Here is a 19622-nt window from a genome sequence, read left to right on the forward strand (position 1 = left end):
CCGTGGAGCCTGATCGAACTGGCCGGCGGCCTGCTCATGCTGATTGTCGGCGCCGAAGTATTGGTCCGCGCCGCCGTGCGCCTGGCCGCCAGCCTTAAGGTCAGGCCACTGATCATTGGCTTGAGCATCGTTGCATTCGGCAGCAGCGCCCCGCAAATCGTGGTCAGCCTGCAAGCGACCCTGGCCGGCAGCACCGACATTGCGGTCGGCAGTGTGATCGGCAGCAGTATCTTCAACATCCTCGTGATCCTTGGCCTGTCCGCGCTGATCATTCCTCTGCGGGTGTCCCGGCAACTGGTGCGCCTGGATATTCCGCTGATGATCTTCGCCGGCCTGCTGGTCTTCACCCTCGCCAGCAATAAAGAACTGACGCCGGTGGACGGTTTGATCCTGTTGCTGGCCCTGATCGCCTACCTCGGCCTGTTGCTGTACCAGACCCGCCACTCTCGCCGCCCGCGTACGCGCGACACGCTGGTCCAGGCACCGTGGCTGAGCAGTTTGCTGTGGATGATCGGCGGACTGGGGCTGCTGATGCTCGCCGGCCACCTGGTGCTCGGCGCCGCGGTGGAAGTGGCCAGCGACCTGGGCCTGTCCGAACGGGTCATCGGCCTGACCGTGGTTGCCGTCAGCACCTCCCTGCCCTGTCTGGCCACGTCGTTGATCGCCGCCCTGCGCGGCGAGCGGGAGATTGCGGTGGGCAACGTGATCGGCAGCAATTTGTTCAACCTGCTGGGCGTACTGGGTTTCACCGCCCTGGTCGCGCCGTCGGCGCTATCGGTTTCCCCGAATGCCCTGGCCTTCGACCTGCCGGTCCTGCTCGGCGTCATCCTGCTGTGCTTGCCAGTGTTCTATACCGGCTACCGGATTACCCGGGCCGAAGGTTTGCTGCTGCTGGGCCTGTACCTGGCGTATGGGCTGCACGTGATGTCGTTCACCACCGGCATGCCGCTGGCCAACCAGCTGGAAAAGTTGATGCTGTATTACGTCCTGCCGGCGCTGGTGGCGTTCTTGCTGTGCAATTCGCTGCGAGCCTGGTATCGCCACCACAAGAGGGATTCGCAATGACCGAGCAACGGAAATCCGGCGTTGAAATGCGCCGCCAGGTAATGGGTGACGTGTTTGTCGATCGCGCCCTGGGCAACGCCACCGAATTCACCCAACCGCTGCAGGACTTCGTCAACGAACACGCCTGGGGCGGCGTGTGGAACCGGGAAGGCCTGCCGCTGAAAACCCGCAGCCTGATCACGCTCGCCGCCTTGACCGCGCTCAAATGCCCGCAAGAGCTGAAAGGCCATGTGCGTGGCGCGCTGAACAATGGCTGCACGGTCGAGGAGATTCGCGAGGCGCTGCTGCATTGCGCGGTGTATGCCGGCGTGCCGGCGGCGATCGATGCGTTCCGCGCGGCCCAGGAAGTGATCGACAGCTACCAGCCACAAGCCTAGATCCAGCCACCCGCCTGCAATACAAAAATCCCGATATTCGTGGTCACCGCCGCCATCAAGGTGGTGATCACAATAATCGCCGCCGCCAACTCGTGGTTACCCTGTGCCGCACGCGCCATGACGAAACTGGCTGCCGCCGTCGGCGAACCGAAGTACAGAAACAGAATCCCCAATTCCGCCCCGCGAAACCCGAACAACCAGGCGCCGAACGTGGCCAGTACCGGCAGCCAAAGCATCTTCATCAAGCTGGCGCTCAATGCCATGTTGCCGCTTTTGCGCAGGGCCGCCAGGGACAAGGTTCCGCCGATGCAGATCAATGCCAATGGCAATGTGGTATCCGCCAGGTACTGCGCGGACTTTTCCAGCCAACCGGGCAACCCGATCTGGAAATAGGCAAAGGGCGTTGCCACAAGCACACTGATGATCAGTGGATTGGCGAATACACTTTTGCAGATGCTCCACGGGTCGGACTTGATCACCGGGCTGTAGACCGCCAGCACAATGGTCGACAGGGTGTTGTAGAACAGGATCACCAGTGCCGCGAGGATCGCGCCGAGGGAAATGCCGTAATCGCCGTACATGCTGGCCGCCAGCGCCAGGCCGATCACTCCGTTGTTGCCGCGAAAGGCGCCCTGGGCATAAATGCCACGGTCTTCACGCGGGCAACGAACGATCGCCCAGCCCCACGCCACGGCGAAACTCAGCAGAGTGGCAAAGCAAAAGTAGATCAGCAGATCGGGCTGGAGCGCCGAGTGCAGGTCCGCATGGAGAATACCGAGAAACAGCAGCGCCGGCATCGTGACGTTGAACACCAGGGCCGAGGCGGTGTGGATAAAATTGTCATTGATCCAGTTGATGCGCTTGAGCAGCACACCGAGGAACAGCATGGCAAATACCGGCGCGGTGATGGTGAGGGTTTGCAGGAAGATAGCCAGCATGCCGCGGAGAACCTTGGTGAGCGTCGTCAGGTGGCTAATGATAAGCCAGTGGAGGCCGCTGCGTCTGGTCTAGCGCATTCGCGAGCAAGCCCGCTCCCACATTGACCACATTTCTACAGGATGAATACCGTCGAATGTGGGAGCTGGCTTGCTCGCGAATCCAGTCAACCCGGTCTCAAGTAATAGGCGCCGGATTGAACAAGGTGATGTCGTTATACAGCTTGTGCTGCTCGGCCCAGGTCTGCTTCTTGCCGCTGGCGACGTCCAGGTAGTAGTGGAACAACTCCCAGCCCAGTTCCTCGATCGTCGCACGCCCGGTGGCGATCCGTCCGGCATCGATATCGATCAGGTCCGGCCAGCGTTGCGCCAGTTCCGTGCGGGTCGAAACCTTCACCACCGGAGCCATCGCCAAACCATACGGCGTACCACGACCGGTAGTGAACACATGCAGGTTCATTCCCGCCGCCAGTTGCAAGGTGCCACAGACAAAGTCGCTGGCCGGCGTCGCACAGAAGATCAGGCCCTTGCCCTTGACGCGCTCGCCCGGCCCCAGCACGCCATTGATCGCGCTGCTGCCGGACTTGACGATGGAGCCCAGCGACTTCTCGACAATATTAGACAACCCGCCCTTCTTGTTGCCCGGCGTGGTGTTGGCACTGCGGTCGGCCTCGCCCTTGGCCAGATAACGGTCGTACCAGTCCATCTCCCGCACCAGCTCGCGGGCGACGTGCTGATTCTCGGCCCGCGATGTCAGCAGGTAGATGGCATCCCGCACTTCGGTGACTTCTGAAAACATCACCGTCGCGCCTGCCCGCAGCAACAGGTCCGAGGCGTAGCCCAATGCCGGGTTGGCGGTGATGCCGGAGAACGCATCACTGCCACCGCATTGCATCCCCAGGATCAACTCGGACGCCGGCACCGTCTCGCGGCGGCGTTGATCGAGCTTCTTCAGGCGGATTTCGGCCAGTTCCATGATCTGTTCGATCATCTCGGTAAAGCCGTGACTGGAATCCTGCAACCGGTACAACCACGGCTCACTCAGGTCGACGGAGCTGTCGTTGTCGTGCATGACCTGCCCGGCCTGCAATTTCTCGCACCCCAGGCTGATCACCAGGGCTTCGCCGCCCAGGTTCGGGTTGCGCGCCAGATTGCGCACGGTGCGGATCGGGATATAGGCATCCGTTGCCGTAATCGCCACGCCGCAGCCGTAGCTGTGGGTCAGCGCCACCACGTCGTCGACATGCGGATAGTTAGGCAGCAATTCATCCTTGATGCGCTTGACCGCATGATCCAGCACGCCGGTCACGCACTGCACCGTGGTGGTAATCCCCAGGATATTGCGCGTCCCGACGGTGCCATCCGTGTTGCGATAACCCTCGAAGGTGAACCCCTGCAACGGCGCCTGGGCCTCGGGCACCGCGGTAGACAGCGGCAAGCTGTCCAGCGGCGGCGCCGTCGGCATGCGCAGTTGATCTTCCTGGACCCAACTGCCCCGGGGTATCGGCTGCAACGCGTAACCAATGGTCTGGCCGTAGCGAATAATCTCACCGCCTTCGGGGATATCTTCCAGGGTCACTTTATGGCTCTGGGGGATGAAATCCACGGTAACCAGGCCGTCCGGGAACTCGGTTCCGGCCGGAACCCCCTGATCATTGACCACAATCACCACGTTATCGCGCTCGTGCAAACGAATGGAGCGCGGCGAATCGGCATGTTCAATCAACTGCATCACACGGCCCCCTTCAGGAATGCGCTTGGGAAAGATTCGTCACGGCGGCGCCGTTGCTCGGCGGTTCCTTGAGCACCACGCGCTTGATCGGGCCGACGATCACCAGGTAGCTGAACACCGCCACCAGCGCGTTGGCGCCGACAAATACCAACGCCCACTTGAACGAGCCGGTGGTGCTGATGATGTAGCCGATGACAATCGGCGTGGTAATCGACGCCAGGTTACCGAAGGTGTTGAACAAACCACCGCTCAAGCCGGCGATTTGTTTCGGCGAGGTGTCGGAAACCACCGCCCAACCCAGCGCGCCAACGCCCTTGCCGAAGAAGGCCAAGGCCATGAAGCCCACCACCATCCATTCAACATCGACGTAGTTGCAGGCAATGATGCTACTGGAGACCAGCAGCCCGGCAATGATCGGCGCCTTGCGCGCAAACGTCAGGGAATGACCTTTGCGCAACAGATAATCGGAAATCACTCCACCGAGTACACCACCGATAAACCCGCAGATGGCCGGCAGCGAGGCGATGAAGCCGGCCTTGAGGATGGTCATGCCACGGTCCTGCACCAGGTACACCGGGAACCAGGTCAAGAAGAAGTAGGTGATGCCATTGATGCAATACTGGCCCAGGTACACGCCGAGCATCATGCGATTGGTCAGCAACTGGCGGATGTAATCCCATTTCGGTCCGTCGGATTTCTTGCCCCGGGCCTTGTCCTGATCCATGTCGACCATCGCGCCGTTCTCGGCGATGTGCTTGAACTCGGCTTCGTTGATCATCGGGTGTTGGCGCGGACTGTAGATGACTTTCAGCCAGATCATCGAGAACACGATGCCAATCACCCCCATCACGATAAACACGTGCTGCCAGCCGTAGCTATAAACGATCCAACCCATCAGCGGCGCGAACAACACGGTAGCGAAGTACTGCGCCGAGTTGAAGATTGCCGACGCCGTACCGCGCTCGGCAGTCGGAAACCACGCAGCCACGATGCGCGCGTTGCCGGGAAAGGACGGCGCTTCCGCCAAACCCACCAGAAAGCGCAGCATGAACAGCGCCACCACGGCGGTGGAAATGCCGAACTCACCCACATAGCCTTGCAGCACGGTGAACAGCGACCAGGTGAAGATGCTCAGGGCGTAGACTTTTTTCGAACCGAAACGATCCAGCAGCCAGCCACCGGGAATTTGCCCGGCCACGTAGGCCCATCCGAATGCAGAGAAAATGTAACCGAGGGTGACCGCGTCGATGCCGAGGTCTTTTTGCAGGCTGGAACCCGCAATCGCGATAGTCGCGCGGTCGGCATAATTGATCGTAGTCACCAGGAACAGCATGAGCAGGATCAAATAACGCACGTGCGTGGGCTTGGTCGCTTGCATGTAGAGGTACTCCCACTAATTATTTTTTTTGCGGGTAATCGTTATGTGTGGCTTGGTGCCGCCCCCGTAGGAGCGAGCTTGCTCGCTCCTACAGAGAGAAAGCCCCCATGACAGGGGCAATGCGTGTTACGAACCGATGTAGCTGGTTTTCACCACGGTGTAGAACTCTTGCGCATAGCGACCTTGCTCACGCGAACCGTAGGATGAGCCTTTGCGACCACCGAACGGAACGTGATAATCCACACCGGCCGTTGGCAGGTTGACCATCACCATCCCGGCCTGGGAGTGGCGCTTGAAGTGGTTGGCGTACTTCAGCGAGGTGGTGGCAATGCCTGCCGACAGGCCAAACTCGGTGTCGTTGGCCATCGCCAGTGCCGCGTCGTAATCCGCCACCCGCACCACGTTGGCGACCGGGCCGAAAATCTCTTCACGGCTGATTCGCATGGCGGCTTCGCTGTCGGCAAACAGCGTCGGCGCCAGGTAGTAACCTTCGGTGTCGCACGTCAGCACACCACCACCGCTCACCAGCCGCGCACCTTCGCTCTGGCCGATGTCGATGTATTTCAGGTCCTGCTCCAATTGCGCCTGGGAAACCACCGGGCCGATATCGGTGCCGCTTCTCAAGGCGTGACCGACCTTGATCGACTTCATCCGCTGCGCCATGGCCTCGACGAACCGGTCATGAATCCCGGCCGTCACGATAAAGCGACTGGACGCCGTGCAACGCTGGCCGGTGGAGTAGAACGCACTCTGTACCGACAGCTCGACAGCCAGTTTGAGGTCGGCATCATCGAGGATGATCTGCGGGTTTTTGCCGCCCATTTCCAGTTGCACCTTGGCCTGGCGCGACACACAGCTGACAGCGATCTGGCGGCCGACACCGACAGAGCCGGTAAAGCTGATGCCATCGACCTTCGGGCTCTGGACCAGCGCATCGCCGACAACGCGCCCGCTGCCCATCACCAGGTTGAACACACCGTCGGGGAAACCGGCGCGCGAGATGATCTCCGCCAGCGCCCAGGCACAGCCGGGCACCAGGTCGGCGGGCTTGAGCACCACGCAGTTGCCGTAGGCCAGGGCGGGGGCGATTTTCCAGGCAGGGATCGCAATCGGGAAATTCCACGGGGTGATCAAGCCAACGACACCCAAGGCTTCGCGGGTGACTTCGACGTTAACGCCCGGACGCACTGACGGCAGATAGTCGCCGGACAAGCGCAGGCATTCGCCGGCAAAGAACTTGAAGATGTTACCGGCGCGAGTCACCTCACCGATGGCTTCGGGCAAGGTCTTGCCTTCTTCCCGGGCCAGCAGGGTTCCGAGCTCTTCGCGGCGGGCGAGGATTTCGCTGCCGACTTTATCCAGCGAATCATGGCGAGCCTGGATACCAGAGGTCGACCAGGCCGCAAAGGCGGCGCGGGCCGCATCGATGGCGGCGTTGACCTGGGCGACGTCGGCCTTGGCGTATTCACCAATGACATCGGACAACTCCGACGGATTGAGATTGACGCAATAGTCAGCGCCGGCCACCCATTGGCCATTGATGTAGTTTTCGTAACGTTGGACTTGGGACACGAATCTTCTCCTGACGCAAAAGGCCGCTGATTTCTCAGCGGCCTTGTAGGTAAGTTATTGCGGGCCTTGCTTGTCGATCAGCGCGGCCAGGGCTTCGTACTCTTCCGGCAGCAGATCGGTCAGCGGCGTGCGCACTGGACCGGCGTCGTAGCCAACGATTTTCGCGCCAGCCTTGACGATGCTCACTGCATAACCGGCTTTGCGGTTACGAATGTCGAGGTAAGGCAGGAAGAAGTCGTCGATGATCTTGTCGACCGTGGCGTAATCTTCCCGGGCAATGGCGTGGTAGAAATCCATCGCGGTTTTTGGAATGAAGTTGAATACCGCCGAGGAGTACACCGGCACACCCAGTGCCTTGTAGGCAGCGGCGTAAACCTCTGCGGTCGGCAGGCCGCCCAAGTAGCTGAAACGATCACCGAGACGACGGCGGATCGAAACCATCAGTTCGATATCGCCCAGGCCATCTTTGTAGCCGATCAGGTTCGGGCACGTTTCGGCCAGGCGCTCCAGCAGCGGCGCGGTCAGGCGGCAGACATTGCGGTTGTAGACCACCACACCGATGTTGACCGATTTGCATACCGCCTCGACGTGGGCGGCAACGCCGTCCTGGCTGGCTTCAGTCAAGTAATGCGGCAGCAGTAACAGACCTTTGGCGCCCAGACGCTCGGCCTCCTGCGCATACTCGATAGCCTGGCGCGTGGAACCGCCGACACCGGCGAGGATTGGCACGCTGGTGGCACAGGTGTCGACTGCGGTCTTTACCACCTGGGAATATTCACTGGCCGCCAGGGAGAAAAACTCACCGGTGCCGCCAGCGGCGAACAAGGCCGAGGCGCCGTAAGGTGCCAGCCACTCCAGACGCTTGATATAACCCGCCTGGTGGAAATCACCTTGCGCATTGAAATCGGTCACGGGGAAAGACAGCAGGCCGTGAGAGAGGATGGACTTCAGTTCTTGTGGATTCATTATTCGAACACCCTGGATAAAGACAATCAGTCATTGATTGATCATGTCGTACGTCATCGTACAACTATAAAAATATTCGTCAACTGTCTTTCGCTCTGTGGGGCAAATTTTGCTGAACGGCGACGCCTGCGCCGCACTGTTGATCAGTCAGGATCGAGCAACTCTCTGTGGGAGCGCCCTCTCCAGGACTGTATTTGGAGCACTGCGGTGCCGCCAGGAGGTGAATGAGTTGGACGCATGATGGGGGAAGATGGAGTACGTATTGGTTGCTTAAGGACTACACGCCCGATACGCCTTTGCCGGGAAGCGAAGCCGGGGACCGTTTGTCGAAACTGTTATTTCTGACAGTTCAAGACAAGATCGGAGCGGGGGATAAATCTGCTCAGGAACCAGAAGCCTGGCTCCTGAGTTGAACCTCTACCGCTACGGCGGCAACCACAGGAAATTTCATCATGAAAAATCCAGTTCCCGACCTCAATATCCCTATCAGCGGGCCCTTTGATCAGGCAGAGATCAGCCTTGCCGCTTTCACTGGGCCGCTGATACTCCGTATCCCCGACACCGCCAAGCTGTTTCCCGAGGGCTCGGTGTACGCGATCCTGGGACCAGACCCGGAAGATCCGACCTGGTCTGGCGCAGAGGAGAACGGGGTTATGGCGGGCGAGTGGCGTAGCGCTCCACCGCCGGCGGAGGAAGATGAAGGGCAATACGAGCAATTGAAGAACCTTGAAGTCAAGGTGCCTAAATCGGCCTTGGCGCCGTTCGCGAACCAGACGACGCTGCTGCGCTATCAAAGCATCGGAGAGTCCGGCGTGCCGAGCAGCTCGGAGCCGATTTCGCTGACGATCAACCGATGACTCAACTGCCCTGCGCTTGCGCCTCTTCATGGGCCTGACGCAGTCGCTCCCGGCTGTTTGTCAGGTGCAAGCGCATCGCCGCCCGCGCCGCGTCCGAATCCTGACGCTCGATCGCTTCGTAGATTTCTTCGTGTTCGCGGCTCAGGCGCTGCATGTAGTGTTGCTGGTCATCATGCGCCAGGCGCGCCGAGTTCAAGCGCGTACGCGGAATGATGCTGGTGCCCAGGTGGGTCATGATGTCTGTGAAATAACGATTACCGGTCGACAGGGCAATCTGCAAATGGAACTGGAAGTCCGACGCTACCGCATCACTGGCATGCGTCGCGCTTTCGTGCAGCGCATCGAGGGCGGCACGCATGCCGGCCAGTTGCTCATCGCTGCGGCGCGAGGCCGCCAGGCCGGCGGACTCCACTTCCAGGCTGATGCGCAGTTCGAGAATCGCCAGCACATCACGCAAGGTCACCACTGTGGCCGGATCAATGCGGAACCCGCTGGGGCTGGGTGTATCCAGTACGAAGGTGCCAATGCCGTGGCGGGTTTCGACCTGCCCCGCCGCCTGCAATCGCGAGATCGCTTCACGCACGACCGTGCGACTGACCCCATGAGCCTCCATGATCGCCGACTCGGTGGGCAACTTGTCGCCGCGCTTGAGCTGTCCATCACGGATCTGCTCGGACAACACCGTGACCAGTTCCTGGGCAAGGCTGCGACGCTTGCGGGGCATACGCGGGACAGTGTTGGAGTTTTCCATGGGCAGTCAGCTATCTCAGCGATCATAAATGAGCATCATAGCCCAAGGCGGTTGTACGATCACCGTTGGTTATCACTTTAGTCTGCACGATTTGTTTCGCGCAAAAAAATGCCCCGGCACAGCCGAGGCATTTTCAACACGTCGCCACAGGCTCGTGTTCTATCACTTGACCACTTTCAGACTCGGCCGGCCGGTTGGACGCGGAGGCTCGGAATCCGGCGGTGGCCGATCATCGTCATTTTCGAGTTCGATCGCTTCGTCATCTTCAAGAGACGCCTCCAGATCAAACACCATGCCCTGCCCATTCTCACGGGCATAAATCCCCAGGATGGCGCCAACAGGCACATAGAGCGTGTGCGGCACACCGCCAAAACGCCCTTCAAAACTGACCGCTTCATTGTCCATGTGCAGTTGTCGCACGGCACTGGGTGAAACGTTCAGGACAATCTGTCCATCGCTGGCAAAACCTTGTGGCACCTGCACCGCAGGAAACTCGGAATTGACCAGCATGTGCGGGGTGCAATCGTTATCCACAATCCACTCGTAGAGCGCGCGGACCAGATAAGGTCGACTGGAGTTCATCAACGGCTCCTTAAGCCTTAGCGCATGTCGCGTTCGACGCCAGACAGACTCGCCTGGAAAGCCTCACGCGCAAACTGGCGCTCCATGTAGTCAAGCAGCGGCTTGGCAGGCCGCGGCAGTTCAATGCCCAGAATCGGCAAACGCCAGAGTATGGGTAATAGGCAGCAATCCACCAGGCTTTGTTCCTCACTGAGGAAAAAAGGTTTATCCGCAAACAATGGCGAAACCCCGGTCAGGCTTTCACGCAATTCCTTGCGCGCCTGAACCCGGGCAGCTTCTTTGCTGCGTGAATCCAGTATCACATCCACCAGGCCACACCAGTCACGCTGGATCCGATGGATCAGCAGGCGGCTGTTGGCACGCGCCACCGGATACACCGGCAGCAAAGGCGGATGCGGGTAACGCTCATCCAGATATTCCATCACCACGGTCGACTCCCACAACGCCAGGTCACGATCGACCAGGGTGGGCAAGCTGCCGTAAGGGTTCACTTCGATCAGTTTCGGCGGCTGTCGACCGGCCTCCACGCTGATGATCTCGGCGCTGACACCCTTCTCGGCCAGTACGATACGTACTCGGTGGGAATAGTGGTCGGCGGGGTCGGAGTAACAGGCCAACCGGTTGGTCACGCCCATGGCGGTCCTCCTCGCTTGTTGAAATTATGGAAAGCTCAAAAACGAGCGCGCCCAGTGAGCATCTCCCGTAACACCTGGATCAACCAGAGCGTTACCTGTTCAGAGATGTCGCTGGGCGCGCAAGATTAACAGCAATTGCCTACGCTTGGATCAATGCACATCCTTCCAGTATTCACGCTTGAGCAAATAGGCGAATACGAAGAAGAAAGCCAGGTACAGCAACACGTAGGTACCGATGCGCTGATGCTGCAGCTTCACCGGGTTGGCCGAATAGGCCAGGAAGGTCACCAGGTTCTTGACCTTCTCGTCGAACTGCTCTTCGTTCAGCGCACCGGACTTGGGCACGATGGTCAGTTGATCACACGCTTCATGGGTCAGAGGCGTGCCGGTCAACGGGTCATATTGCTTCTTGCCGTCTTCAACGACCTGCACCTGTTTGCAGCCTATTACCTGGCGACCTTGCAGGCCGACCAGCACGTTAGGCATGCCGACGTTCGGGAACACCTTGTTGTTCACACCCCAGGGACGCGTCGGATCTTCGTAGAACGACTTCAGGTAGCCATACAGCCAATCGGTGCCACGCACACGCGCCACCAGGGTCAGGTCAGGCGGCGCCGCGCCGAACCAGGCCTTGGCATCGGCGGATTGCATTCCGATGTTCATGTGGTCGCCGATCTTGGCCCCGGTAAACACCAGGTTCTCGAGCATCAGCTCATGGGGAATTCCCAAGTCATCGGCGACACGCTCGTAACGCTGGAACTTGGCGCTGTGGCAGCCCATGCAGTAGTTGGCGAACGTACGGGCGCCGTCTTGCATGGCAGCCTTGTCAGAAACGTCGATGTCGACTTTTTCCAGTTCCACGCCTGAACCGGCGGCAAGCGACAGGGCCGGCAGGGCAGCAAGAATCAATGCAGCGAATAATTTTTTCATCAGCCAGTCACCCTTTCCGGAACCGGTTTTGTCTTCTCGAGCCGGGTGTAGAACGGCATCAGAATGAAGTAGGCGAAGTACAGGAAGGTGCAGACCTGCGACAGCAGCGTGCGACCCGGAGTCGGCGCCAATACGCCCAGCACGCCGAGGATCACGAACGAAATGCAGAATACCCACAACCAGATCTTGCTCATCCAGCCTTTGTAACGCATCGACTTGACCGGACTCCGGTCAAGCCACGGCAACACGAACAGCACGGCAATGGCCGCACCCATCGCGATTACGCCCAGGAGCTTGTCGGGGATTGCCCGCAAAATCGCGTAGAACGGCGTGAAGTACCAGACCGGGGCGATGTGTTCCGGCGTCTTGAAGGCGTTCGCCTGTTCAAAGTTTGGTTTTTCGAGGAAATAGCCGCCCATTTCCGGGAAGAAAAACACAATCGAGCAGAACACGAACAAGAACACCACCACGCCGACGATATCTTTCACGGTGTAGTACGGATGGAAAGGAATGCCGTCCAGCGGAATCCCGTTCTCGTCCTTGTGCTTCTTGATGTCCACGCCGTCCGGGTTGTTCGAGCCGACTTCGTGGAGCGCCAGGATATGCAGCACCACCAGGCCCAGGATCACGATCGGCAGGGCCACCACATGCAAGGCAAAGAAGCGGTTCAGGGTGATCCCGGAAATCAGGTAGTCACCACGGATCCATTGGGTCAGGTCATTGCCGATGACCGGGATCGCACCGAACAGCGAGATGATCACCTGTGCTCCCCAGTAGGACATCTGGCCCCACGGCAGCAGGTAGCCCATGAAGGCTTCGGCCATCAGCGCCAGGTAGATCAGCATGCCGAACACCCACACCAGCTCACGCGGTTTCTGGTACGACCCGTAGAGCAGACCACGGAACATGTGCAGATAGACCACGATGAAAAACGCCGAAGCGCCCGTGGAGTGCAGCAGGCGCAGGATCGAACCGTACTCGACGTCGCGCATGATGTATTCGACGGAGGCGAAGGCCTCTTCCGCCGACGGCGTATAGCTCATGGTCAGCCAGACACCGGTAACGATCTGGTTGACCAGCACCAGCAAGGCCAGCGAGCCAAAAAAGTAGAAGAAGTTGAAGTTCTTCGGTGCGTAATACTTGCTGAGATGGTCTTCCCACATCTTGGTGGCGGGGAAGCGCGCATCCACCCAATCCATGAACTTGCTCATCACGCGCTCTCCTTATCGACACCAATGACAATAACGTCGTCAGATTCGTAGTTGTGCGGCGGGACTGGCAGGTTCAGGGGAGCAGGCTGGGCCTTGTAGACGCGGCCAGCCAGGTCGTAGTGAGAACCGTGGCATGGGCAGAAATAGCCGCCGACCCAGTCTTTGCCCAGGTCCACGGGCGCCACTTCCGGGCGGAAGGTAGGCGAACAACCGAGGTGGGTACACAGCCCGACCAGCAGCAGAATCTCTGGCTTGATCGAACGCACTTCGTTTTGGGCGTAGGCGGGCTGGTCGGAATTCTTAGACTCGGGGTCAGACAACTGGCCTTCGATCTTCTTCAGATTCCCCAGGATTTCCTCGGTACGACGAACGATGAAGACTGGCTGGCCGCGCCACTCAGCAATCATCTGCTGGCCTGGCTCGATCTTGCTGACATTCACCTTCACCGGTGCACCTGCGGCTTTCGCCTTGGCACTGGGAAACCATGACCCCACGAACGGGACCGCAGCCCCCACCGCTCCTGCAGCACCCACCACGGATGTGGCTGCTACCAAGAAGCGACGCCGGCCTGCATTCACGCCGTCATTGCTCATTCAGTCCTCTCCCATCAGCTTTTTGGCCTGTTAAATCAGGCGTCTACTAAGTATTAAATCTGAACTTATAAAAATTTTGCCGAATGGTAATGAAAAGCCCCACCTCTGACAAGGTAATTACCCGGAGCCCAAGCTCCAAGCCTTGTAGTATAGGGGGTCTACAGATGTGGCAAGTTGTCACAGCGAAAAAACCTGGATAAATCGCAGGCAATAAAAAACGCCCAGCTCCGTGAGGAGGCTGGGCGTTTTCTGGAACGTAAAAGCGAATTAACGCTTCGAGTACTGCGGACGCTTACGCGCTTTACGCAGACCGACTTTCTTACGTTCAACTTCACGAGCATCGCGAGTCACGAAGCCAGCTTTGCGCAGAGCGCCACGCAGGGTTTCGTCGTACTGCATCAGAGCGCGAGTGATACCGTGGCGGATTGCGCCAGCCTGACCACTTACACCGCCACCGATAACAGTGACGTAGATGTCGAACTTTTCAACGGTCTCGGTCAATTCCAGCGGCTGACGAACTACCATGCGGGCAGTTTCGCGACCGAAGAAGTTGTCCAGGGAGCGGTTGTTGATCGAGATGTTACCAGTGCCCGGACGCAGGAAAACGCGTGCGGTTGCGGTTTTGCGACGGCCAGTGCCGTAATTTTGAGTCGCCGACATAATGAACTATTCCGTTAAAACTTCAGTTCTTGGGGCTGCTGAGCAGCATGAGGGTGAGCAGCGCCCGCATAGACTTTCAGCTTGCGATACATGTCGCGACCCAGTGGGCCCTTCGGCAGCATACCTTTGACCGCGATCTCGATCGGGGCTTCAGGCTTCTTGGCAATCAGGCCTTCAAAGTTGGAAGACTTGATACCGCCTGGGAAACCGGAGTGACGGTAGTACATTTTGTCGCTGGCTTTGTTGCCGGTTACACGAACCTGCTCAGCGTTGATGATCACGATGTAGTCACCGGTATCAACGTGAGGGGTGTACTCAGGCTTGTGCTTGCCACGCAGACGGCTGGCGACTTCAGTGGCCAGACGACCCAGGGTCTGACCAGCGGCGTCGACGACAAACCAGTCGCGCTGAACTGTTTCTGGTTTTGCAGTAAAAGTTGTCATTCTTTAATAGCCTCAGGGGCCGCCCTGTAAATTAGACGGCGGATCTTACTGAATAGTGCGTACTTTGACAAGTCAAAGGCAGCCGGATACAGACGCTATCGGGGGCTCGGGTCGGCGCGTCCGTTCAACGGCAAGATTCTTCGGCAGACGGCGCATCACTTCCACTGCAGAAAGAGGTGGGCAATTATGCAGATTGCGAAAAAAAATTCAACCTGCTTTTATGATTGTTTTCCCCGAAGGAGCACCCGATGGATTATCGACAGCTGGGCCGGACCGATCTGAATGTAAGCGCGATCTGTCTCGGAACCATGACCTGGGGTGAGCAGAACAGCGAGGCAGAGGCCTTTGCCCAGATTGAACGGGCCAAAGCCGCAGGCATCAACTTCCTCGACACCGCCGAAATGTACCCGGTACCGCCCAAGCCGGAGACCTACGCCACCACCGAGCGTTATATCGGCAACTACTTCAAAAGCCGTGGCGACCGTGCCGACTGGGTCCTCGCCAGCAAGATCGCGGGCCCCGGCAATACCATCGACCATATTCGCGACGGCCACCTCAAGCACAATCGCAAGCATATCGTCGACGCCCTGGACGCCAGCCTCAAGCGTCTGCAAACCGACTGGATCGACCTTTACCAGTTGCACTGGCCGGAGCGCAGCACCAATTTCTTCGGACAACTGAGCTACAGGCACAAGGACGAACCGGACCTGACGCCACTGGAGGAAACCCTCGAAGCCCTCGACGAACAGGTCAAGGCCGGCAAGATCCGCCACATCGGCCTGTCCAACGAAACCCCGTGGGGCACCATGAAGTTCCTCGCGCTGGCCGAAGCCCGAGGCTGGACCCGCGCCGTGTCGATCCAGAACCCCTACAACCTGCTCAACCGCAGCTTTGAGGTCGGCCTGGCGGAAATCGCCATTCGCGAACAGTGTGGCCTGCTGGCCTATTCGCCGCTGGCGTTCGGCATGCTCAGTGGCAAGTACGAAGGGGGCGCGCGCCCTGCGGGTGGACGCTTGAGCCTGTACAGTCGCTTCAGCCGTTACTTCAATCCGCAGTCAGAAGCAGCGTGCAGCCGCTATGTCGCCCTGGCCCGGGAACACGGCCTGGACCCGGCGCAAATGGCCCTGGCGTTCGTGACGCAACAACCGTTCGTGACCAGCAATATCATCGGCGCCACCACGCTGGAGCAACTCGACAGCAATATCGCCAGCGTTGATCTGAAGCTGTCGAAAGAAGTGCTGGAAGGGATTGAAGCGATTCAGAAGGCTCATCCGAATCCGGCGCCTTGATTGATCTGTAAGCCCCATCGCGAGTAAGCCCGCTCCCACATTTGACGGTATTCACAAATCAAAATGTGGGAGCGGGCTTGCTCGCGATGGCGCCCTCAAAAACACTGAAGATTCAAAGCGCCCGCGCAATGATCTCCTTCATGATTTCGTTGGTCCCCGCATAAATCCGCTGCACCCGTGCATCCGCCCACGCCCGCGCAATCGGGTATTCCCACATGAAACCGTAGCCGCCGTGCAACTGCACGCACTCATCCAGCACCTTGCATTGCAGGTCAGTGGTCCAGTACTTGGCCATCGCCGCCGTGGGCACATCCAGCTTGCCTTGCAGGTGCAGCTCCAGACACTTGTCGACAAACACTCGACCAATCTGCACTTCGGTGGCTATCTCCGCCAGCTTGAAGCGAGTGTTCTGGAAATCGGCGATCGCCTTGCCAAACGCCTTGCGCTCGCGGGTGTAGTCCAGGGTCCATTGCAAGGCCGCTTCGGCCGAAGCCAAGGCCCCGATCGCCACCGTCAAACGCTCCTGGGGCAACTCCTGCATGAGGTAAGCGAAGCCCATGCCGGCCTGCCCCAACAGATTTTCCTTGGGCACGCGCACATCCTGGAAGAACAGTTCGGAGGTGTCCTGGGCCTTCATTCCGACCTTCTCCAGGCGCTTGCCCTTGGCGAAGCCCGGTGTATCGGCCTCAACCAGAAACAGGCTGGTGCCCTTGGCGCCAGCCTTGGGATCGGTCTTGGCCACCACAATCACCAGATCCGCCAGAAAGCCATTGGTGATAAAGGTCTTGGAGCCGTTGATCACATACTCGTCGCCCTCCAGCAGCGCAGTGGTCTTGACCCCTTGCAGATCAGATCCGGCGCCGGGCTCGGTCATGGCGATGGCCGTGACCATCTCGCCGGAGACCAACCTGGGCAGGTACTTGTGCTTCAGCGCCTCGCTGCCGTAATGCAGGATGTACGGCGCAACAATGTCCGAGTGCAGCGAGAAGCCGATCCCGGTCAGCCCCAGGCGACCGATCTCCTCGATCACCACCGTGCTGTAGAGAAAGTCTGCACCAAGGCCACCGTATTCTTCCGGCAGATGAGAGCAAAGCATCCCCGCCTCCCCCGCCTTGCTCCACAGCGCGCGATCAATATGCCCCTGTTTTTCCCATTGCCCATGGAACGGCGCTGCGTCTTTTTCGAGGAACGTGCGCACGCTTTGGCGGAAAAGCTCGTGCTCCGAACTGAACAAGGTTCTGGGAATCATGGGTCACCTGCCTGGATTGTCGGACAAAAACAAGATCACAGAGCCTAAGCGGCATGGCCGACACAGGACACTGGACACATGCGACAAAAAATAAGACGATCCAGCCGTCTGGTGACCACTTTCCCCTATAAGAATAAATGAAATTATGTCTAACCAAATCTCCACGCCCTTGCGGCGCGTCAGCATTTTGGCCATTGATCGGGTCTTCGCTTCAACCCTCATGCAAGCCAAGGATTTCTTCCACCTGGCCAGCCTGCGCTACGGCAAACAGCAAGGCCTGGGCCTCACGCCAGCCTTTGAAACCCGCCTGGTCAGCCCCGACGGGCTACCGGTGTGCAGCTTCAGCGATGTGATCATGCCGGTGGACGGCGCCCTGGAAAACGCCGACATCATCGTGTTGCCGGCGTTCTGGGACGATTTCGATACGCTGTGCAAACGCTACCCGCAGATCCTGCCCTGGCTGCGTGAACAACACGCTCGAGGCGCGGTGTTATGCGGTGAAGCCACCGGTGTTTTCTGGCTCGCCGAAGCCGGCCTGTTGAATGGCAAGGAGGCGACCACCTACTGGCGTTTCTTCAACGCCTTCAGCGAACGCTTTCCCAAGGTCCAGCTCAACCAGGACAAGCACCTGACCGACGCTGACAACCTCTATTGCGCCGGCGGCACCACCTCGGCCTGCGACCTCTATATCTACCTGATCGAACGTTTCTGCGGCGCGAACATCGCCCAGGCCGTGGCCCGCGACATTCTTTACGAAGTTCAGCGCAATTACGCGCCAGGGCGCATCGGCTTTGGCGGGCAGAAACTGCACCAGGACGTGATCATCCTGCAAATCCAGCACTGGCTCGAAGAGCATTTCGCCGACAAGTTCCGCTTCGAAGACGTGGCACGGGAACACGGCATGAGCATCCGCAACTTCATGCGCCGCTTCCAGACCGCTACGGGCGACAAGCCCCTGCACTACCTGCAACGCTTGCGCATCGAGACAGCCAAGGGCCTGCTTTCCGGCAGCCGTAAAAGCATCAAGACCATCAGCTATGAGGTGGGTTACGACGATGCGAGCTTCTTTGCGCGCCTGTTCAGGCAGCACACGGACCTGTCACCGAACCAGTATCGGCAGCAGTTCCAACAAGCCGCGTAACCAAGGACCAGCACGGTAAACAAATGTGGGAGCGGGCTTGCTCGCGATAGCGGTGGGCCAGTTAACGAATAAGTCGACTGCTGCACCGTCATCGCGAGCAAGCCCGCTCCCACATTTGGATCAGCGTGGCTTAGGGTTTGTGCGCCCGCGAGAGGAATTCGTGGGACTGCATTTCCAGCAAGCGACTTAAGGTCCGCTGGAATTCGAAGTTCAAGCGACCGCCGGTATAGAGGTCCTTGAGTTCGACTTCGGCCGAGATGATCAGCTTGACGTTACGGTCATAGAACTCATCGACCATGTTGATGAACCGTCGGGCGATGTCGTCGGTGGTGACGCTCATCTGCTCGACGCCACTCAAGATCACCGCATGGAAGATCTTGCCCAGTTCGATGTAGTCGTTCTGGCTGCGTGGGCCGTCGCACAGTTCGCGAAAGTCGAACCAGGCCACGTCATCACAGGTGCGCAGCGCCCGAATCTCGCGATTCTCGATGATCAACACATCGTTTTCCACCGCCTGAGTGCACTCCGGCGTCAGCGCGCGAAAGCTCTTGCGCAGGCTTTCATGCGCCGTTTCGTCGAGCGGGAAGTGGAACAGTTCTGCTTGTTCCAAGTGACGCAGACGGTAATCCACGCCGCTGTCGACGTTGACGATGTCGGTGTTCTGCTTGATCAGTGCAATCGCCGGCAGGAAACGCGCACGTTGCAGGCCATCCTTGTACAGGCCGTCCGGCACGATGTTCGACGTGGCCACCAGGGTCACGCCGTTCTTGAACAACTCTTCCATCAACGTGCCGAGAATCATCGCGTCGGTGATGTCGGAAACGAAGAACTCATCGAAACAGATCACCCGCGCCTCTTGGGCAAAACGCTTGGCGATGATCGTCAGCGGGTTCTTCTCGCCGTGCAGGGTCTTCATCTCTTCGTGGACGCGCTTCATGAAGCGGTGGAAATGCGTGCGCGACTTTTCCTTGAACGGCAGCGCCTCAAAGAAGGTGTCGACCAGATAGGTCTTGCCCCGGCCCACGCCACCCCAGAAATACAGGCCCTTGACCGGCGTCTGGTCTTTCTTGCCAAACAGCTTGCTGAGCATCCCCGGCTTGCTTTGCGAGGCCGCGACCAAGTCCTCGTACAGGCGCTGCAAATGACGCACCGCCGTTTCCTGGGCAGCATCATGGAAGAAGTCGGGGCGTTTCAGATCAGCTTGATATCGTTCTAGGGGCGTCATAATTTCGTTAGCAAGGCAACAAAAACGGGCC

20 protein-coding genes are annotated in these 19622 nt (G+C 59.0%); 5 read left to right on the forward strand and 15 right to left on the reverse strand.

Going from position 1 to position 19622, the window contains the following annotated elements; translation table 11 throughout:
* Window positions 1-9: 9 nt before the first annotated feature.
* Both AC6CIA_RS03090 and AC6CIA_RS03095 read left to right on the forward strand, forming a co-directional pair.
* Window positions 10-1065: a calcium/sodium antiporter gene (locus tag AC6CIA_RS03090; RefSeq protein WP_498310841.1), complete on the forward strand. Its 1056-nt coding sequence runs from the start codon at window positions 10-12 to the stop codon at window positions 1063-1065.
* Window positions 1062-1442: a carboxymuconolactone decarboxylase family protein gene (locus tag AC6CIA_RS03095; RefSeq protein ID WP_498310570.1), complete on the forward strand. Its 381-nt coding sequence runs from the start codon at window positions 1062-1064 to the stop codon at window positions 1440-1442. The genes AC6CIA_RS03090 and AC6CIA_RS03095 overlap by 4 nt, the downstream gene beginning before the upstream one ends.
* Here the strand turns inward: AC6CIA_RS03095 and AC6CIA_RS03100 are convergent.
* From AC6CIA_RS03100 to kdgD, 5 genes are all read right to left on the reverse strand, one after another.
* On the reverse strand, window positions 1439-2380 hold the full coding sequence (locus AC6CIA_RS03100; RefSeq protein WP_498310571.1) for an AEC family transporter: 942 nt from the start codon (window positions 2378-2380) through the stop codon (window positions 1439-1441). The genes AC6CIA_RS03095 and AC6CIA_RS03100 overlap by 4 nt on opposite strands.
* Before the next feature lie 175 nt (window positions 2381-2555).
* Window positions 2556-4109, reverse strand: coding sequence for a galactarate dehydratase (gene garD / locus AC6CIA_RS03105; RefSeq protein WP_498310572.1), 1554 nt, complete (start codon window positions 4107-4109; stop codon window positions 2556-2558).
* 13 nt (window positions 4110-4122) lie between these two features.
* Window positions 4123-5487 (reverse strand): MFS transporter, encoded by a 1365-nt coding sequence (locus tag AC6CIA_RS03110; protein ID WP_339528935.1) that lies wholly within the window; start codon window positions 5485-5487, stop codon window positions 4123-4125.
* A 126-nt stretch (window positions 5488-5613) separates the two neighbouring features.
* Complete coding sequence (locus tag AC6CIA_RS03115; RefSeq protein WP_498310573.1) at window positions 5614-7059, reverse strand: aldehyde dehydrogenase family protein; 1446 nt, start codon at window positions 7057-7059, stop codon at window positions 5614-5616.
* 54 nt (window positions 7060-7113) lie between these two features.
* Window positions 7114-8025 (reverse strand): 5-dehydro-4-deoxyglucarate dehydratase, encoded by a 912-nt coding sequence (kdgD, locus tag AC6CIA_RS03120; RefSeq protein WP_498310574.1) that lies wholly within the window; start codon window positions 8023-8025, stop codon window positions 7114-7116.
* A 452-nt stretch (window positions 8026-8477) separates the two neighbouring features.
* On the opposite strand from kdgD, the gene AC6CIA_RS03125 reads away from it, so the two are divergent.
* A complete protein-coding gene (locus AC6CIA_RS03125; RefSeq protein WP_498310575.1) occupies window positions 8478-8882 on the forward strand; it encodes a hypothetical protein in 405 nt (134 codons plus the stop codon).
* Window position 8883: 1 nt separating this feature from the next.
* Here AC6CIA_RS03125 and AC6CIA_RS03130 read toward each other — a convergent pair whose 3' ends face one another.
* The 8 genes from AC6CIA_RS03130 to rplM form a co-directional block, all read right to left on the reverse strand.
* Window positions 8884-9633 carry a FadR/GntR family transcriptional regulator gene (locus tag AC6CIA_RS03130; RefSeq protein ID WP_498310576.1) on the reverse strand — a complete coding sequence of 250 codons (750 nt, stop codon included), beginning with the start codon at window positions 9631-9633 and terminating at the stop codon, window positions 8884-8886.
* Between the two features lie 162 nt (window positions 9634-9795).
* Entirely contained in the window at window positions 9796-10215 is a 420-nt protein-coding gene (locus AC6CIA_RS03135; protein WP_498310577.1) for a ClpXP protease specificity-enhancing factor, read from the reverse strand.
* 17 nt (window positions 10216-10232) lie between these two features.
* On the reverse strand, window positions 10233-10850 hold the full coding sequence (locus AC6CIA_RS03140; protein WP_084376331.1) for a glutathione S-transferase N-terminal domain-containing protein: 618 nt from the start codon (window positions 10848-10850) through the stop codon (window positions 10233-10235).
* Window positions 10851-11000: 150 nt separating this feature from the next.
* The gene (locus tag AC6CIA_RS03145) at window positions 11001-11780 is read right to left on the reverse strand and encodes a cytochrome c1 (RefSeq protein ID WP_498310579.1); all 780 of its coding nucleotides are present in this window, start codon (window positions 11778-11780) and stop codon (window positions 11001-11003) included.
* The gene (locus AC6CIA_RS03150; RefSeq protein ID WP_084376333.1) at window positions 11780-12991 is read right to left on the reverse strand and encodes a cytochrome b; all 1212 of its coding nucleotides are present in this window, start codon (window positions 12989-12991) and stop codon (window positions 11780-11782) included. The genes AC6CIA_RS03145 and AC6CIA_RS03150 overlap by 1 nt, the downstream gene beginning before the upstream one ends.
* The gene (gene petA, locus AC6CIA_RS03155; protein WP_339528941.1) at window positions 12991-13584 is read right to left on the reverse strand and encodes a ubiquinol-cytochrome c reductase iron-sulfur subunit; all 594 of its coding nucleotides are present in this window, start codon (window positions 13582-13584) and stop codon (window positions 12991-12993) included. Before petA ends, AC6CIA_RS03150 begins: the two co-directional genes overlap by 1 nt.
* 267 nt (window positions 13585-13851) lie before the next feature.
* The gene (rpsI, locus tag AC6CIA_RS03160) at window positions 13852-14244 is read right to left on the reverse strand and encodes a 30S ribosomal protein S9 (RefSeq protein ID WP_002555064.1); all 393 of its coding nucleotides are present in this window, start codon (window positions 14242-14244) and stop codon (window positions 13852-13854) included.
* A gap of 14 nt (window positions 14245-14258) precedes the next feature.
* Window positions 14259-14687 carry a 50S ribosomal protein L13 gene (rplM, locus tag AC6CIA_RS03165; protein WP_029291908.1) on the reverse strand — a complete coding sequence of 143 codons (429 nt, stop codon included), beginning with the start codon at window positions 14685-14687 and terminating at the stop codon, window positions 14259-14261.
* 248 nt (window positions 14688-14935) lie between these two features.
* Here rplM and AC6CIA_RS03170 point away from each other — a divergent pair, with 248 nt between their 5' ends.
* A complete protein-coding gene (locus AC6CIA_RS03170) occupies window positions 14936-15976 on the forward strand; it encodes an NADP(H)-dependent aldo-keto reductase (RefSeq protein ID WP_498310580.1) in 1041 nt (346 codons plus the stop codon).
* Window positions 15977-16088: 112 nt separating this feature from the next.
* Here AC6CIA_RS03170 and AC6CIA_RS03175 read toward each other — a convergent pair whose 3' ends face one another.
* Window positions 16089-17225 carry an acyl-CoA dehydrogenase family protein gene (locus AC6CIA_RS03175; RefSeq protein WP_498310581.1) on the reverse strand — a complete coding sequence of 379 codons (1137 nt, stop codon included), beginning with the start codon at window positions 17223-17225 and terminating at the stop codon, window positions 16089-16091.
* Window positions 17226-17469: 244 nt separating this feature from the next.
* Between AC6CIA_RS03175 and AC6CIA_RS03180 the strand changes: the two genes are divergently transcribed.
* The gene (locus tag AC6CIA_RS03180) at window positions 17470-18366 is read left to right on the forward strand and encodes a GlxA family transcriptional regulator (RefSeq protein WP_339529019.1); all 897 of its coding nucleotides are present in this window, start codon (window positions 17470-17472) and stop codon (window positions 18364-18366) included.
* A 130-nt stretch (window positions 18367-18496) separates the two neighbouring features.
* Here AC6CIA_RS03180 and zapE read toward each other — a convergent pair whose 3' ends face one another.
* Window positions 18497-19591 (reverse strand): cell division protein ZapE, encoded by a 1095-nt coding sequence (zapE, locus tag AC6CIA_RS03185; RefSeq protein WP_498310582.1) that lies wholly within the window; start codon window positions 19589-19591, stop codon window positions 18497-18499.
* Window positions 19592-19622: the final 31 nt, after the last annotated feature.

The sequence above is a fragment of the Pseudomonas sp. GQ91 genome, assembly GCF_059758795.1.